The 14,523-nt window shown below is 47.3% G+C and carries 13 protein-coding genes; 10 read left to right on the top strand and 3 right to left on the bottom strand.

Features of this window, described 5'->3' with window-relative positions; genetic code table 11:
* The first annotated feature begins 12 nt into the window (after window positions 1–12).
* Window positions 13–1,629, top strand: a complete 1,617-nt coding sequence (locus JR338_08270; protein ID QRN82423.1) for a hypothetical protein — start codon at window positions 13–15, stop codon at window positions 1,627–1,629.
* A 40-nt stretch (window positions 1,630–1,669) separates the two neighbouring features.
* Here the strand turns inward: JR338_08270 and JR338_08265 are convergent, their stop codons facing one another.
* On the bottom strand, window positions 1,670–2,632 hold the full coding sequence (locus JR338_08265) for a glycosyltransferase family 2 protein (GenBank protein ID QRN82422.1): 963 nt from the start codon (window positions 2,630–2,632) through the stop codon (window positions 1,670–1,672).
* Window positions 2,629–4,263 carry a hypothetical protein gene (locus tag JR338_08260; protein ID QRN82421.1) on the bottom strand — a complete coding sequence of 545 codons (1,635 nt, stop codon included), beginning with the start codon at window positions 4,261–4,263 and terminating at the stop codon, window positions 2,629–2,631. Before JR338_08260 ends, JR338_08265 begins: the two co-directional genes overlap by 4 nt.
* A 109-nt stretch (window positions 4,264–4,372) precedes the next feature.
* Between JR338_08260 and JR338_08255 the strand changes: the two genes are divergently transcribed.
* From JR338_08255 to JR338_08215, 9 genes are all read left to right on the top strand, one after another.
* Window positions 4,373–5,050, top strand: coding sequence for an acylneuraminate cytidylyltransferase family protein (locus JR338_08255; protein QRN82420.1), 678 nt, complete (start codon window positions 4,373–4,375; stop codon window positions 5,048–5,050).
* A 33-nt stretch (window positions 5,051–5,083) separates the two neighbouring features.
* Complete coding sequence (locus JR338_08250; protein ID QRN82419.1) at window positions 5,084–6,061, top strand: phosphoglycerate dehydrogenase; 978 nt, start codon at window positions 5,084–5,086, stop codon at window positions 6,059–6,061.
* A 63-nt stretch (window positions 6,062–6,124) separates the two neighbouring features.
* Window positions 6,125–6,892 carry an SDR family oxidoreductase gene (locus tag JR338_08245; protein QRN82418.1) on the top strand — a complete coding sequence of 256 codons (768 nt, stop codon included), beginning with the start codon at window positions 6,125–6,127 and terminating at the stop codon, window positions 6,890–6,892.
* Window positions 6,893–6,995: 103 nt separating this feature from the next.
* Window positions 6,996–7,718 carry a DUF115 domain-containing protein gene (locus JR338_08240; GenBank protein QRN84393.1) on the top strand — a complete coding sequence of 241 codons (723 nt, stop codon included), beginning with the start codon at window positions 6,996–6,998 and terminating at the stop codon, window positions 7,716–7,718.
* A 19-nt stretch (window positions 7,719–7,737) separates the two neighbouring features.
* The gene (locus JR338_08235; protein ID QRN82417.1) at window positions 7,738–9,714 is read left to right on the top strand and encodes a glycosyltransferase family 39 protein; all 1,977 of its coding nucleotides are present in this window, start codon (window positions 7,738–7,740) and stop codon (window positions 9,712–9,714) included.
* Window positions 9,715–9,717: 3 nt separating this feature from the next.
* Window positions 9,718–10,704: a glycosyltransferase gene (locus JR338_08230; GenBank protein ID QRN82416.1), complete on the top strand. Its 987-nt coding sequence runs from the start codon at window positions 9,718–9,720 to the stop codon at window positions 10,702–10,704.
* Window positions 10,705–10,764: 60 nt separating this feature from the next.
* Window positions 10,765–12,507 (top strand): hypothetical protein, encoded by a 1,743-nt coding sequence (locus JR338_08225; protein QRN82415.1) that lies wholly within the window; start codon window positions 10,765–10,767, stop codon window positions 12,505–12,507.
* 110 nt (window positions 12,508–12,617) lie between these two features.
* Complete coding sequence (locus tag JR338_08220; GenBank protein QRN82414.1) at window positions 12,618–13,424, top strand: glycosyltransferase; 807 nt, start codon at window positions 12,618–12,620, stop codon at window positions 13,422–13,424.
* A gap of 73 nt (window positions 13,425–13,497) precedes the next feature.
* Window positions 13,498–13,743 (top strand): hypothetical protein, encoded by a 246-nt coding sequence (locus tag JR338_08215; protein QRN82413.1) that lies wholly within the window; start codon window positions 13,498–13,500, stop codon window positions 13,741–13,743.
* An 85-nt stretch (window positions 13,744–13,828) separates the two neighbouring features.
* On the opposite strand, the gene JR338_08210 is transcribed toward JR338_08215, so the two are convergent.
* Window positions 13,829–14,491 carry an HD domain-containing protein gene (locus JR338_08210; GenBank protein QRN82412.1) on the bottom strand — a complete coding sequence of 221 codons (663 nt, stop codon included), beginning with the start codon at window positions 14,489–14,491 and terminating at the stop codon, window positions 13,829–13,831.
* Between the last annotated feature and the right edge of the window lie 32 nt (window positions 14,492–14,523).

Raw genomic sequence — 14,523 nt, 5'->3', positions numbered from 1 at the left:
ACGATAAACGCTATGACGGTTTTGGAAAGAGCAAAAGACCTCTTGCAGGTTAAACCGGCGCGGCAGGCCATAAATCGTGACATCCGCAGAATGGCCCGCTTGGTAGAAGCCCTCGCGCCAGCCCCCAAAGATGATCGAGTCATCATTTCATTCAACGCTTCAACCCGGATCACCGGGTTGAGCCTGAACGCGGCTTTTGCCATGCTGACCGGCTGGTCACTCCAACTGCAGGGAGTGCGGGTGGTCAATTTTGCTTGTCTGCACGGGATGCGCCGCTGTGTGTTGGGGACACGAACCGATGACGTCCTCCGCGAGCCGCCCTGCGAGCATTGCGTGAAGCAATCCAACGCCATTTATGACCGGCAGGAGTTGGTCTGGATGGCCGGTGACCCGGATGCCGACCTTGAAGATGCACTCAAGGGATTGACGCTGGCTGAATTGCAGACCTTTACTTATGAGGATATACCGCTGGGTGAGATTTGTTTACCCTCCATGCGGTGGATCCTGCGCCGCCATCATTTGATGGATGACGCCCCAACCACCCAGCTCTATCGAGACTATATTCTTTCCGCCTATTCCGTCGCTATTCAATTTGAAGCCCTCATCAACGAGCTGCACCCGCTGGCCGTGATGGTTTTCAATGGGATGCAGTTCCCTGAGGCTGCCGCCCGTTGGGTGGCGCAGAAACATGGCATCCCAGCCTATTCCCATGAGGTTGGGCTGCGAGCCACTTCCGCCTTCTTCACTGCTGGGGAGGCCACGGCCTATCCGGTTGATATCCCGGACGATTTTCAATTGACCCCCAAGATGGACCAGCGCCTGGATGCGTATCTGTCAAAACGCTTCAAGGGCGATTTCAGCATGGCCGGCGTGAAGTTCTGGCCTGAGATGAGCGGCCTGGATGCCGATTTCATCGAGAAATTGGCGCAGTTCAAGCAGGTCGTCCCGGTCTTCACCAACGTGATCTTCGACACCAGCCAGCCGCATGCCAATGTGGTCTTTGAGGATATGTTCATCTGGCTCGATGAAGTTCTGAAGGTGGCTAAACAGCATCCCGAGACCTTATTCGTGATCCGAGCCCACCCGGATGAATCCCGCCCTGGCAAGGCCAGCCGCGAGAGCGTGGCGGATTGGGCGGCGAAGAACCAGGTGGATGATCTGCCAAATGTGACCTTTATTCCCCCGCAGGCCTATTTCAGTTCCTATGAGATGATCCAGCGTTCCAAATTCGTGATGATCTATAACTCCACGATTGGGATGGAAGCCGCGATCATGGGCGCGCCGGTGCTTAGTGCCGGTAAGGCTCGTTTTTCGCAATTGGATACGGTTTTCTTCCCCAAAACGCAGGAGGCGTACCTGGCGAAACTGGAAGCGTTTCTCAATGCCGATAAGGTGGAAGCTTCACCGGAGCATAAAATAAATGCCCGCCGGTTCCTCTATTACCAACTTTACCGTACATCGCTGCCTTTTGAGGATTACCTGAAACCGGATGGTATCTGGCCAGGTTTCGTGCGCATGAGCGATTTTAAATGGAAGGATTTGTTGCCGGAGAATTCGCCCACATTTCGAGTGATCTCGGAGGGGCTGCTGGAAGGGAAGCCATTCCTGCTAAGCGATGAGCAAGATTAGTATTTTAATTCTGTAAATAATAGCCTACCTACAGAGTAGATTAATCCTCATCGGAAGGTGGAATATTCTTTTCTTTAATAATATATACTGGGCGGTTTTTTACTTCTTGAAAAATATATCCGATATAGATTCCAATAAAGCTGATGACAGTTGTTAGGGTTCCTCCAACAATGAGGATCATGAACATCAAAGAACTCCAGCCTGGTTCGAGTTGGCTGGTATTGCCAGATATCCATAAAAACAGGATATACAAAATTTCAATCAGTGCGAGAAAATAAAAAAGACCGCCAGTGAATAATCCCAATTTAAGTGGAAATAAAGAGAATGAAAAGATAGCGTCGTTTGCGAGGTTTAGCATCTTCTTAACGGTGTATTTAGATTGACCACCAATTCTAGGTGGGGGATCAAATTGCAGAATAGTTGACTTGAAACCGATCCATCCGATCATTCCCCGCAGGAACCGGTGGTATTCTGGCATGGATATCAGCGCCTGGGCAGCCCGTTTTGAGAGCAAACGAAAGTCTGCAGCGTTTGGAATTGTTTTTTGATCACCAATCGTATTGATGAGTTTATAAAATCTCTGCGAGGTCAATCGTTTGAACAAGGATTGATTTTGAGTTTGTTTTCTTTGGCAGATGACAATATCATAGCCGGCCTGAAAAAATTTCACCATTTCAGGAATGAGCTCGGGTGGGTTCTGTCCATCGCCATCCATGGTGATGATGGCATCACCATCAGCAGATTCGATGCCACAAGATAGCGCGGCTTGGTGTCCAAAGTTTCGGCTTAGCGTTATCACCCGAATTAGTTCATCCTTCTGAGCTAGGTCATAAAGAATCTCTGGCGTGGAATCTGTTGAGCCATCATCAATATAATAAATATTTGCCGGGTTCGGCAATTCATTGAGGACAGATCTTAGGTTGTGATGAAATTGTTCCAATATTTCAGCTTCATTAAATATGGGAACAACAATTGAAATTCTCGAAGTAGTGTGAATGTTCATTGAATTTTGGAAATCTCCCACCCATAAGTGAATGCTCGATAATCAAAGAGAGGATCAGGGTTTTGACAGAAGCCAGCATCTAACCCGAAGTTGCAAAGAATGATAGGTAAGTTAATATTAGATAAGCGGAATGATTCTTCAAAAACACTTAGCTGTTGGCGGTTTTCCTCAGTTGTCATAAGGAAAGTCTCATTCCACCTATCTTGGTAGGTTTCCTCAATCCCGGCACGGACGGTGAGGGTAGGTTGGTTTTCAATATAAGGCATGAGAGCGATAACACAGGATTGGGTGTTCACAGTTTCCATTTGGGTGCTATCAAGTACTCCAAAGCTAATATCTGTTCTCTGATAATGCTCCTTTAAATATATATCAAACTTTTCGGAATATTCATTACTTGTTCGCAGGTTCATCAGAACGGTGGAATTTTCGGGAGCTGTTTCGGTGAGGTAAGTTAACATTTCATTATTTGCTTGGTCAAATGCTAATTGCATTTTTGCTTCAGTTCGATAATTAGGGAGTGTCAAAAGGAACAGGAGGCTTGCCAGAATGCCTAAAATAAGTGGAACTGTCCGGCCTGAAGCTTTTGACCTTTTAAGCGTATTAAGAAAGACTGGCGCAGTGAGACCGATCAGCATGGCTCCCCCAAAGGCGAAAGGTAGGAGATAATAACTTTCTGCATATGTCCAGGGAATGAAAACTACAAACCAAAAAAACCACCAAGTAGCCCAACGAAAAAGCATGAATTTCTGGTTTTGGTTAATGGAAATCTTCTTGATAACAAACCAAACCCAGAATAAAGTGATGGGCATGGTGTAATGAAAATAATACGCGTATTGTGTTACCCACCGGAGTAGTTTATTTAGAGTTTCTCCAAGATCTATCAGGTAACGGTCAGTATATGTACCTTCTAATAAACCGGTGCTTTGAATGGATTGTCTTAAGCCAAAATAAGCCAGCACTGCAATGGTTACTGAACCTACCAACATCCAATAATTCTTCCGGTACAATTTGAGGTTTTTGTTTTTCCTAAAATATGTGACGTAAAGCGCCCAGAATACAATCAAAGGAAGCATGACAATTGCTGTCTCTTTCACCATGATAGCTAGTAGGAGCAGGGATGCGGCGAATATGCCTTTGGCCCATGGTAACTTCTCTTCGTGTACAAATTTGGGGGTTAGGACGAGAATAGCGCTAATTATGAGTGTTAGTTGTAATGGCTCACCTTTAGAAAGGGTATAAAAATTCCCAATGATGGGCATTGAAAAAAGAAAGATGCAACTAGTCAGCAGTATTTGCCATTCCGCAGCACCTGAACGCTTCAGGAGTAGCCGGATTTCGACCAGAAGGATAAATAAGATAACTAAGTTACTTATGAAATACCAGAAAGAGTGGTAACCCGCGAAAAAATAGATTATTGTGTAATAAAGCCAGTATATGGGACGAAAACGCCCTGCTTGAAAGTCGTGGCTCATACTGAAATCCCCGCCGAGGAAATTTCGGGCTTGTTGCAAGGTTGTAGCATCATCTAACAGCCCAAACTGTGGAGACAATAAACGTGGCAGCATAATTAGAATTGCGAGAACAAAAGGTATTGCAACAAGCAAGGCTTGCCTATTTTTATTTTTTGCCATGGTGTCCTCCCATTGGCGTTTCCAGTATAATACGCTTGTTGGTGTATTGCGATTATTGTAGTTTATAATATATCACTTGGCAGAGAAAAAAGGTAGCCGAGAGTATTTTATGACAAAAAAACTAACTGCACTGGTACCCATGCGGCACCATTCTGAGAGGGTCCCCGGGAAGAATTACCGGCCGCTGGCGGGCAAACCCCTCTATCACCATATCCTGAATACCCTTTTGGCAGTGGAGGCCATTGACCGGATCGTTGTCGATACGGACAGTGACCTGATTCTGGAGGGCTTGCAGCAGGATTTCCCCACCGTGACCAGATTGCGCCGTCCTGATGAGCTTCGGGCAGGCACCATACCGATGAATGACATCCTGCTTCACGACACGGCAGAAGTGGAAGCGGAATTCTATTTGCAAACCCACACGACCAACCCTCTGCTGACCTCTGAAACGGTGGCCAGGGCTGTGAAGACCTTCTTTGAGAATTACCCTGAGCATGATTCCCTCTTTGGAGTCACCAGGTTGCAGACCCGGCTCTATGACCAGAACGGCCTGCCCCTTAACCATGACCCAAACGTTCTCCTGCGCACGCAGGACCTCCCGCCGATCTATGAGGAAAATTCCTGCATCTATATTTTCCCGCTCCAGATCTTGATCTCGCGGGGAAACCGGCTGGGAGAACGCCCCATGATGTTTGAAATCCCGGCCAATGAAGCCTGGGACATTGACGAGGAATTGGATTTCACCGTGGCGGAAACCATTTACAAGCAGATCCACGGTGTTGACTGACCCTCAACCTGAGATTGAACTTGGAGTCGATTGATGAAAGATATATTAGTATCCGCCCCCTATATGTTACCGGAATTGGACCGGCTGCTGCCGGTTTTGAAAGCCTTTGACCTGAACCTGATCGTCCCGGAAGTGCATGAGCGCCTCTCGGAAGAAGAGATCCTGGCTTATGCCGGCGATTTTGACGGCACGATTTGCGGTGATGACCGCTATACCCGCCGGGTGATTGAAGCCTGCCAGCCTCGGCTGCGGGTGATCTCCAAATGGGGCACCGGCATCGATTCGATTGACCAGGCGGCTGCGGCTGATTTTGGCGTGATGGTGGGCAATACCCCCAACGCTTTCACCGTACCGGTTTCGGAGAGTGTGCTGGGATATATGCTTTCCTTTGCACGCAACATCCCCTGGCTGGATGATGCTATGAAAGCCAGTGAGTGGCAGAAGATCAACGGTAAGACCCTCAGCGAATGCACCCTTGGTGTAGTTGGGGTCGGCAATGTTGGTCAAGCCGTACTGCGGCGAGCCCGCGGCTTCGGCATGGAACTGCTCGGGAATGACATTGTGGATGTCGCCCCGGATTTCCTGCTGGAAAACGGTGTGGAGATGACCAGCCTGCAGGATTTGCTTTCACGTTCAGATTTCATCAGCATCAACTGTTCTTTGAACCCCACCAGCCAGCATTTGATCAATGCTGAGACCCTGAGTTGGGTCAAACCGGGCGCAATTTTGATCAATACCGCTCGCGGTCCGATCATTGACCAGCCTGCGTTGGTGAAGGCATTACAAGAGGGTAAGTTGGGCGGTGCAGGGATGGATGTCTTTGAGGATGAACCACTGCCCGCAAACAGCCCCTTATTGAAGATGAATAATGTGCTCCTTTCACCCCACAACACGAATTCAAGCCCCCGCTTTTGGGAACGGGTACACTGGAACACGATCAAGAATTTGCTCATTGGTTTGGAGATCCCGACGGATCGGTTAGCGGCATTGAAAGCGGAATACGGCGGCTGACCCCAGGAACCTTCAGTTAATATTCGAGATTTCAACACCCTAGAAATGGAAGGATAATCACTTATGACTGAAAAAGAGACCAGGATAATGCTCATTACCGGTGCGGCAGGTGGCATTGGCCGTGCGACCGTTAAAGTCTTTGCGGATCATGGTTGGCGGGTTTTCGGTGTGGACCGGGAGCCTAAATATGATGAATTTCCGGCGGATGGCGTTTATATTCAGGCTGATATTTCCCTGCCTGAACAGATCGAAGGGATTTATGATCAGGTCAAGGCTGAAACGGACACCCTGGATGCCGTGGTAAATAACGCCGCTGTTCAGATCGCCAAGCCTCTGATTGAGACGACTGCGGAAGAATGGGATATGACCATAGCTTCCAATCTACGTTCAGCTTTCCTTGGTGCCAAACTGGCCTATCCTTTATTGAAGGCTGAGGGGGGCGGCGCGATTGTGAACACCTCTTCCGTCCATGCCGTGGCAACCTCCGCAAATATCGCTGCGTATGCCGCCAGCAAGGGCGGTCTCCTGGCACTGACCCGAGCGATGGCGATTGAATTTGCACCCGCGAATATCCGTGTGAATGCGATCCTGCCCGGTGCAGTGGATACCCCCATGCTGCGGGCCGGCCTCAACCGCGGGCATGTCGGCCATGGTGATATGCAGGAGCGGTTGGATAACCTTGCTGCCAAGACCGTCAATGGACGGGTTGGCCTGCCGGAGGAGATCGGGAGCGTGATTTACTTCCTGGCTGATAATAACCAGTCCTCCTTCATCACCGGTCAGGCATTGATCGCCGATGGCGGCGCGACTGCCCGGCTGAGCACAGAGTAATCTGATGTCCGTGAAATCAACTCTTAAAAAAGCCCTGCCCGAATCGCTCTGGCGGTTCGGGTCGGACCGTTATTGGTCCTGGTATAACCGTGACCGGCACTTGATGGCGAAGATCTTTTCACCGGCGTGGATGCATAATAAGGCCCGCCTGGAGGAGTATCGGAACAAATATGCCGGTCAGCGCTGCTTCATTGTGGGTAACGGCCCCAGCCTGCGCAATACCGACCTGACTAAGCTGGCCGGGGAATTCACCTTTGGGATGAACCGCATTTACCTGGCTTTTGATGAGTATGATTTCAAGACTTCCTGTTTGGTTTCGGTAAATGATCTGGTGCTGGAACAGTGTCATGCGGATATTTCTGCACTGGACCTGCCCAAATTCGTCACCTGGCGCGCCCGGAAATTCTTTGAGGCGGGGCCGGAGATGATGTTCCTGGATACGGATTACACCCTGCCCGAAGATTTCAGTGGTGACGCGACTGGGCGGATGTTTGAAGGTTTTACCGTGACCTATGTCTGCCTGCAGTTGGCCTATTTTATGGGCTTTTCTGAGGCAATACTGATTGGGGTGGATCATAATTTCGTGACCAAAGGTCCCGCGAATACGACGGTGACCTCTGAAGGGGATGACCCGAACCACTTCTCCGGTAAATACTTCGGAAAGGGTTTTCGCTGGCAGCTACCCGACCTTGAAGGCTCAGAAAGGGCTTACCGGATGGCGAAGGCTGCTTATGAGGCGGATGGACGACAGGTCCTGGACGCCACTGTGGGCGGGAAGTTGACCGTCTTAAATAAAGTTGAGTATGAAAGTCTGTTTAAGGAATAAATAGAAATAAGGGGCTAAGATGCTTGTTCTTTCATTACTTCCAGTAATTGGTATATTGCTATTCTGGATATATAGTGCATCCATTCAGACTTCTGAAGAACCTTCAGATTTTATTTGGCAAGAATCGTTAATTAGATCTGCGCTAATATGGTCAGCTTGGCTTGTCATCGGAACTGAGATTCTGAGCCTTATTTCCGAGATTACAAGTTTAGGCGTCATTGTTTTTTGGGCGTTAACGATACTTGTCTTGTTGATCTTTCTTTGGAAAACAGGAAGATTTGCTTTTGGTTGGTATCAGATAATAAACTCAATTCGTTTGCCTAAAAAAATCTTTGGATGGATTAGTCTGGTTCTGATTATTATCATTCTGATAATACTATTCATTACAGGTATCCTTTCTCCACCGACAATTCATGATGTCTTTACCTATCACATGAGCCGGGTCATGCATTGGATCCAAAATCGTACACTTGATTATTTCCCAACATCCATCACCTGGCAGCTCTGGATGCCGCCTTTTAGTGAGATGATCCAGCTGAATTTTTACCTCCTAACGGGAAATGATGTGATGTCTTTTTATAACCAATGGCAGAGCCTTGTCTTAGCATTGGTAGCAGTCAGTGCGGCCGCTGGTCAATTTGGAGCGAAAAAGAACGGTCAGTGGATTTCAGCAATATTCATTTTGACCATGCCTATAGTAGTTCTTCAGGCATCCGGTGCGAAAAATGACCTTGTTTTGGCTTTCATCTTTTCTGCGGTCGCATATTACATTATTAAAGCAACTCATGAGAATCTAGGAGTCTGGGATAAGATTTCCTTAAGTATTGCTGTTGGGTTGGGTTTACTTACCAAAGGGAATTTTCCATTTTTCGTTCTACCGGTACTGATTTGGCTTTTGATCATATTTATTAAGAAGAAAAATTGGAAAGATATTTTAGTATTCATTGGGATAGGTATTTTGGCGGTTGGTAGTCTTAATGCGGGCCAATGGCTGAGGAACTTTAATGCATTTGGTGATCCCTTAAATTCATCGGCAGCGGATTTCACACTCAATCAACGATTTGGTTTGGATGTTGTTATATCTAACCTTTCCCGAAATATTGTGACTCAAATGATCTCTATCGGTTTTGTAAATGAGATTATGATGAAAGCGCTGACAACGATTCATAATATGATGGGTATAAGTGTGTTTGACCAGACGATCACCAATGGACCAGGTGAGTTTTTTATTGTACCTACCCGAGAAGAGGTTGCTGCAAATCCTATTCACTTTTTAGTAACTTGTTTTGTGGTTTTAGTTTTGCTAATTTCTTTGTTCAAAAAGAAAAACTGTTCAAAAGACCGAAAGGTTTTGTATCTTTGTATAGCAGCTTTTTTGGGTATGGTGATCTTCTCAGCGATATTTCGCTGGCAAGTCTGGGGAACACGGTATTTTATCCCATATTATGTTCTTTTTGCCCCAGCAGTTGGATATATTTTTAGTAGGTGCCTTCCCCGTTGGATGGGGTGGTTGGTTTGTGCGGCGCTTTTGGCCTGGTTGATTAATCCCTTACTAAACAATCATTCCCGCTCATTCTCCTGGTCAGAATCCAACCGAAATAGCATTTGGACGATGTCCCGCAAAGGGCTTCTGTTTGCAAACCATCAGGCATATGAGGGTGCAATCCTAGAAATGACCTATGAGATGTATACCTCAGGCTGCCGTGAATATGGTATGGTTTTGGGTAAAAATGTACCTGAATATTTATTTTGGGCTACTCTGACACCTGATGCATCAGAATATCGCCTTGAACATTATGCGGTTGATAATGTTACTGCTAGCCTGGAATCCCCGGATTTTGAGCCATGCGGTATCATTGTGCTGGATGCCTCATCACCTGAAATTGTGGAGGATGGTTCATATTCACTCAAAGATGAGTGGTATTTTGAGTCAGATGGTGAAAGACATCTTATTTTATACCTACTACCGGAGTATATTCCGCAAACAACAGAATGAGAAATGACTGATCAAAAACCGCTTGTTTCCATCATCACACCCTCCTATAACCAGGCGCAGTATCTGGAGCAGACCATGCTCTCAGTACTCTGCCAGGATTATGCACCCATTGAATACATTTTGATTGATGGCGCATCTACCGATGGCAGTCAGGAGATTATCCGCAAATATGAGGATCGGCTGGAATTCTGGGTCTCCGAAAAGGATCACGGCCAGGCGGAGGCGATCAACAAGGGTTTTAAGCAGGCCAAGGGAGAGGTCGTGGCCTGGATTAATTCAGATGATCTCTATTACACCTGTAATGTCGTCAGCCAAGCGGTTCGGGTGATGACGGAGAACCCTGAACTGGGGATGGTTTATGGCAATGGCGTGATGGTGGATGGCGAAGGATATTTGCTTGATTGGCATCCCTACCGCCAGTATTCGCTGGATGACCTGCTGGCATTCAATGTCCTTTTGCAACCGGCAGTATTCATGCGGCGGGAAGCTCTGGAACAGGCGGGTTACCTCCGGCAGGAAAGTCATCTGATCCTGGATCATGAACTTTGGGTGCGAATTGCTGCAGTGCATCCTGTCCAGCATGTGGATGAGTTTTGGGCTGTGGAGCGGACCCATGAAGACGCCAAGACGATTGCCATGTCGGCTAAATTTGTGGATGAAGCCTTTAATTTCGTGGAGGGGCTAAAAGCCGAACCGCAATTTGACGCCGTATTGCAGCAATATGATCGAAAGATCCAGGCCGGTCTGCATGTGTTTTCCGCCAGGCGGCTGATCGATTCCGGCGAGCCAAACCAGGCGCTTTCGCATTTCAAAAAAGCCTGGGCGATTGATCGAAAGTCAGTTTGGCATGTCTGGTACAAGTGGGTTCAGGCTTTGGGCGGTGCTTTAGGCCTTTCGGGGTTGTTTTTAGCCTATCGCAAGACCAGAAGGCAGGTTACCCACCGCGACCAGAAACTTGTGGTGGATCAAGACGGGATCCATTGGATGTAATTATTTTTAACAGGTGGAAATTTGAGGAGATAAATGAATCGAGAATACCAACCCAACACAATGAACCAAATCTGGGAGAGGGGAAAGCGGGGTTTCCTTTCATTACTGACCAATCCTTCTTTTTATATTTACCTTTTCGCTGTCCTGCTCTATCTACCTCATTTCCTCCCTAATTTAAGTGATATTACACCTTGGGATGAGACCTATTACTTGCTAAGTGGAAAAGAGCTTGTTAATGGTGTGATTCCCTCTTTCAGTGGCAGCCCGATGACAGCAATTTTTTATGCAATTTGTTATCTGCCATTCAAAGCATCGCCATTTTGGCTTGTTCAGACAGATTCGCTGGGCAGATTCTTATTGTTCTCTGGTTTATTTTTGGGCTTTTGGCAAGTTGGGAAGGCCTTGAAATCCCACTTCAATCCAATGATCCTTTGGGGATTGTTGCTCTTATCTCCAGCCCTGGTCACAATATATGAATATCCTGCGGATCCCTTGTTTATAACTTTCTCTGCCCTTGCTTTTTCACAAGCGATCCGATTTATTAAAACTTGGCAATTGAAACATTTACGATGGGCGTCTTTCTGGCTTGGGCTTGGGATGCTGACGCGGGGCGATGCACTTGTGCTCATTTTTGCGTTGGTTGGGTTTTTGGTAATTGTAGGGCTAAAAAAGAATAAGTGGTGGCAAATTGTCTTGTCTGGGATGATTCCATTCGTTGCCTTGGCGGGAGGATATATTCTCCTGCGGGGAGCAATCACCGGAGATTTTGCTACCGGCATGGGCCCTTATTCATACACGGTGTTTGAACAGGGACAAGAGGTGGACCTCCAAGGCGGTACTCAACGGTTTGCTGGTCCGACAGAAAGTTATTATGTCGCCAGGCAGCTATTTGGTACACCGGAAGAAAATGACTACTCAATGTTCAATGCGATCAAGCGGAATCCTGAGGCATATATTCGCAGATTGAAAGCAGTGGTCACCTGGATCCCCGGTGTGTTCCTCTCTGCCCACTATCGTCGTTATGCCCCTCTCATTGTCCTGTTAGCCATTCGAGGTCTTGTCGAATATTTACGAAACAAGAAGATAAAACTTGCCCTCTTGCACTTAGTCTGGTTTCTACCGTTTGGAGCGGTCATTGCTCGAACGCTGGTTCGCCCCGGATATTTCTATATGTTCCTTTTTGTCACGTTTGCCCTGGCCGCAAAGGGCCTTGTGGGAATCTTGGAGAACCTGAAAAAGGGCTGGGAAAAATATATCTGGATGGGTGTTTTTGGCGCAGGCCTGATCTTCGCCTATTTGCGCGGTGAAGATGGTGTAATGCTGGCCATGCTGGTTTATCTCTTCTGGTTTATTTTATCTCTACTGCTTATGAAGCGGAAAGAGAAATATCCAAACTGGAAATCCATGGCCATGTTGTTGCTGCTTGTAGCCGGGTTCATGTTGAAAGCGGATTATCGGATCTATTCACCTCGTGTTTTAGGACAGGATTATCGGGAAAGGGCTTCTTTGGAGCTACGGGCAGTCACGGAACCGAATAGCATTGTCTTAACCGGAACGTCCTCAGTTGTCTTGATGGCCGACCGCGAGGTGGCTAATTTTAGTGCGAGTGATATTCCTGAATTCGAATCTTCGGGTGATTTCATTGAATGGATGACGGTTCAGGATTTTTCTGCGATCTATCTGGACGAGGAAGCTCCAAGAATCCTTTGGGACCTTGTGCTTGATCAGGAGGGAAAGGCTTTATCTCTGGTCTGGTCAGATGACGCAAATGAGGCCCATATATATCTGCTAAATTCCGATTAGTCGAAGTTTTTATTTGGAATAAAGTAGAATAGATGACCGTTAGCAATCCCGGTATAATTATTTGATTCGGTTTTCTCAATAATTGTCCATGAAAGTTATAATTACTGCTTATGAACCAAGCGCCCCTCGTTTCAATTATCACCCCTTCTTATAATCAGGCCAAATTCCTCCGCCGGACGATTGAATCCGTTCTCAATCAGGATTATCCGAATTTGGAATATATTGTGATTGATGGCGGTTCGAATGATGGCAGCCTGGAGATCATCCAGGAATATGCTGACCGGCTGGCGTATTGGGAATCGGTTCCGGATAAGGGCCAGACGGACGCGATCAATAAGGGGTTCAATCGGGCCACAGGGAAGTACATTGCATGGCTGAATTCGGATGACGTGTATTATCCTGGTGTGATCAGCGAGGCGGTGGCCTATCTGGAAGAGCACCCGGATGTTGGGCTGGTTTATGCGGATTGTGACTTCCTCGATGCTGAGGATCATGTGATTGGTAAGTTTCCCTCTGCGCAGACAAATCATAAATTGCTGCAGCAAGGATATGTCCATATCCCCCAGGCAACGGCTTTCCTGCCGCGGGAAATCTGGCAGAAGGTTGGCCCCTTGGATCCGTCCTTCTATTTCGCAATGGATTACGATCTTTGGGTTCGGATTGCACGGCTGGCACCCTTGGTTTACCTGCCCGACCGCACCTGGGCCGGTTTCCGGCTGCATGGTGACGCCAAGACAATCGTTGCTGATTCTCAGTGCTGGCCGGAGATGCTCAAAGTCCACTATCGCAACGGGGGGCATTGGCTTTCTGCGATTCAGGCCAAGTATTATCTTCGTAGATTAGCTGCACCGATCATCAATTGGTATCGGAAGCAGTCTTTCCAGAAATATGCCGAAGAACACAAGGACGAAGAATAGGTTTTGACTGAATGGGGTATATGCTATAATCCAACTACAATATTGGTAAGCTTTCTTATTATGGAGGTAGACGATGACCTTTAAGAACTGGGAAGTGATCAAAGTATCCTACTGCGAACATGCTGGCGAGGAAGTTGCCCTGGAGGCTGAGATCGTATACCCGGCCAGTTACTTGCCGGAGCAAGCCCCCAGGATCATCGCTCATCGCTGCTCGCGAGGCCTGGCCTGCAACAGTTTCCGTCACCCCAGCTGCTGTTGGGCGGGGACCAACCCCGGATTTGACCCTTTCAAAACACCAAAAGAAGCCAGCCCTGTGTAAAAAATCCTCAGAACAGAATAACTAAAGAAAAAGCACTCGCTGAAAAATCCTTTCAGCGAGTGTTCTGATTTAAAGACGGTTTTTTCTATTTTGGAGCCGGGTATTCACTGTTTTTAAGCTGATCAAGCAATTTCAGATAAAAGGTTCGGAAGAAGCTTATTCGCTCAACCCATAATTTGGTCGCAAAATCGGTCCCCAGTGTCATGTTGATGTAGTTATTAAGTCTCTCCAGAGTGGTTGTAACCGTTTTCTTTTTCTCTGCAATGGGCATCTTGCTGAACGCCTTCATCTGGAGGATTTCATAAATGCGGTAGGCGTCAAAGCGGTCCAGGTTATCAGCGTCACCCACAGAGATGGCAAGCGGCGTTCTCTCACCTTCAAAATCCGACTTGTCATCCACGTGGATGGCGATCCCATAGCAGATTTCCTGGATTCTCTCCGGTTCCAGGTCGAGGGATTCAAGAAATGGCCTGGCGATGGCTGCTGCTCGTCTGCCGTGATTGAGCCAATCTTCTTCCCCTGATAACTCCTCACAATAGCTCACATCGTGCAGCAGGCAGGCGATGACTAGAGCTTCAACATCCAGGCCTTCGGCTCGTGCGATCTGTTCACCGAGATTTGCCACCCGCATAGTGTGTTCTAAACGGTAATCCTTTTGTTCTTTGCGCTCCATATAATGAGCGTAATAAGCGCTTTCATCAAATTTCTTAAATAGGAAGGCTTTAGTTTTTTTGATATTGTCGGTCATTTCGGCCTTTCAAAATGTCATTGATCCGTGCA

This window comes from Chloroflexota bacterium (assembly GCA_016887485.1).
In the GTDB taxonomy this organism is placed as follows: domain Bacteria; phylum Chloroflexota; class Anaerolineae; order Anaerolineales; family Anaerolineaceae; genus Brevifilum.
The sequence above is the reverse complement of the archived record's forward strand: the minus strand, read 5'-3'. Positions and strand labels throughout refer to the sequence as shown.

Excerpts from the sequence above, each read along its gene's own strand:
- JR338_08255 (QRN82420.1), top strand. The coding sequence starts at position 4,373 with ATGACAAAAAAACTAACTGCACTGGTACCCATGCGGCACCATTCTGAG.
- JR338_08220 (QRN82414.1), top strand. The coding sequence starts at position 12,618 with ATGAACCAAGCGCCCCTCGTTTCAATTATCACCCCTTCTTATAATCAG.
- JR338_08215 (QRN82413.1), top strand. The coding sequence starts at position 13,498 with ATGACCTTTAAGAACTGGGAAGTGATCAAAGTATCCTACTGCGAACAT.
- JR338_08260 (QRN82421.1), bottom strand. The coding sequence starts at position 4,263 with ATGGCAAAAAATAAAAATAGGCAAGCCTTGCTTGTTGCAATACCTTTT.
- JR338_08235 (QRN82417.1), top strand. The coding sequence starts at position 7,738 with ATGCTTGTTCTTTCATTACTTCCAGTAATTGGTATATTGCTATTCTGG.
- JR338_08245 (QRN82418.1), top strand. The coding sequence starts at position 6,125 with ATGACTGAAAAAGAGACCAGGATAATGCTCATTACCGGTGCGGCAGGT.
- JR338_08265 (QRN82422.1), bottom strand. The coding sequence starts at position 2,632 with ATGAACATTCACACTACTTCGAGAATTTCAATTGTTGTTCCCATATTT.
- JR338_08210 (QRN82412.1), bottom strand. The coding sequence starts at position 14,491 with ATGACCGACAATATCAAAAAAACTAAAGCCTTCCTATTTAAGAAATTT.
- JR338_08250 (QRN82419.1), top strand. The coding sequence starts at position 5,084 with ATGAAAGATATATTAGTATCCGCCCCCTATATGTTACCGGAATTGGAC.
- JR338_08240 (QRN84393.1), top strand. The coding sequence starts at position 6,996 with ATGGCGAAGATCTTTTCACCGGCGTGGATGCATAATAAGGCCCGCCTG.
- JR338_08270 (QRN82423.1), top strand. The coding sequence starts at position 13 with ATGACGGTTTTGGAAAGAGCAAAAGACCTCTTGCAGGTTAAACCGGCG.
- JR338_08230 (QRN82416.1), top strand. The coding sequence starts at position 9,718 with ATGACTGATCAAAAACCGCTTGTTTCCATCATCACACCCTCCTATAAC.
- JR338_08225 (QRN82415.1), top strand. The coding sequence starts at position 10,765 with ATGAACCAAATCTGGGAGAGGGGAAAGCGGGGTTTCCTTTCATTACTG.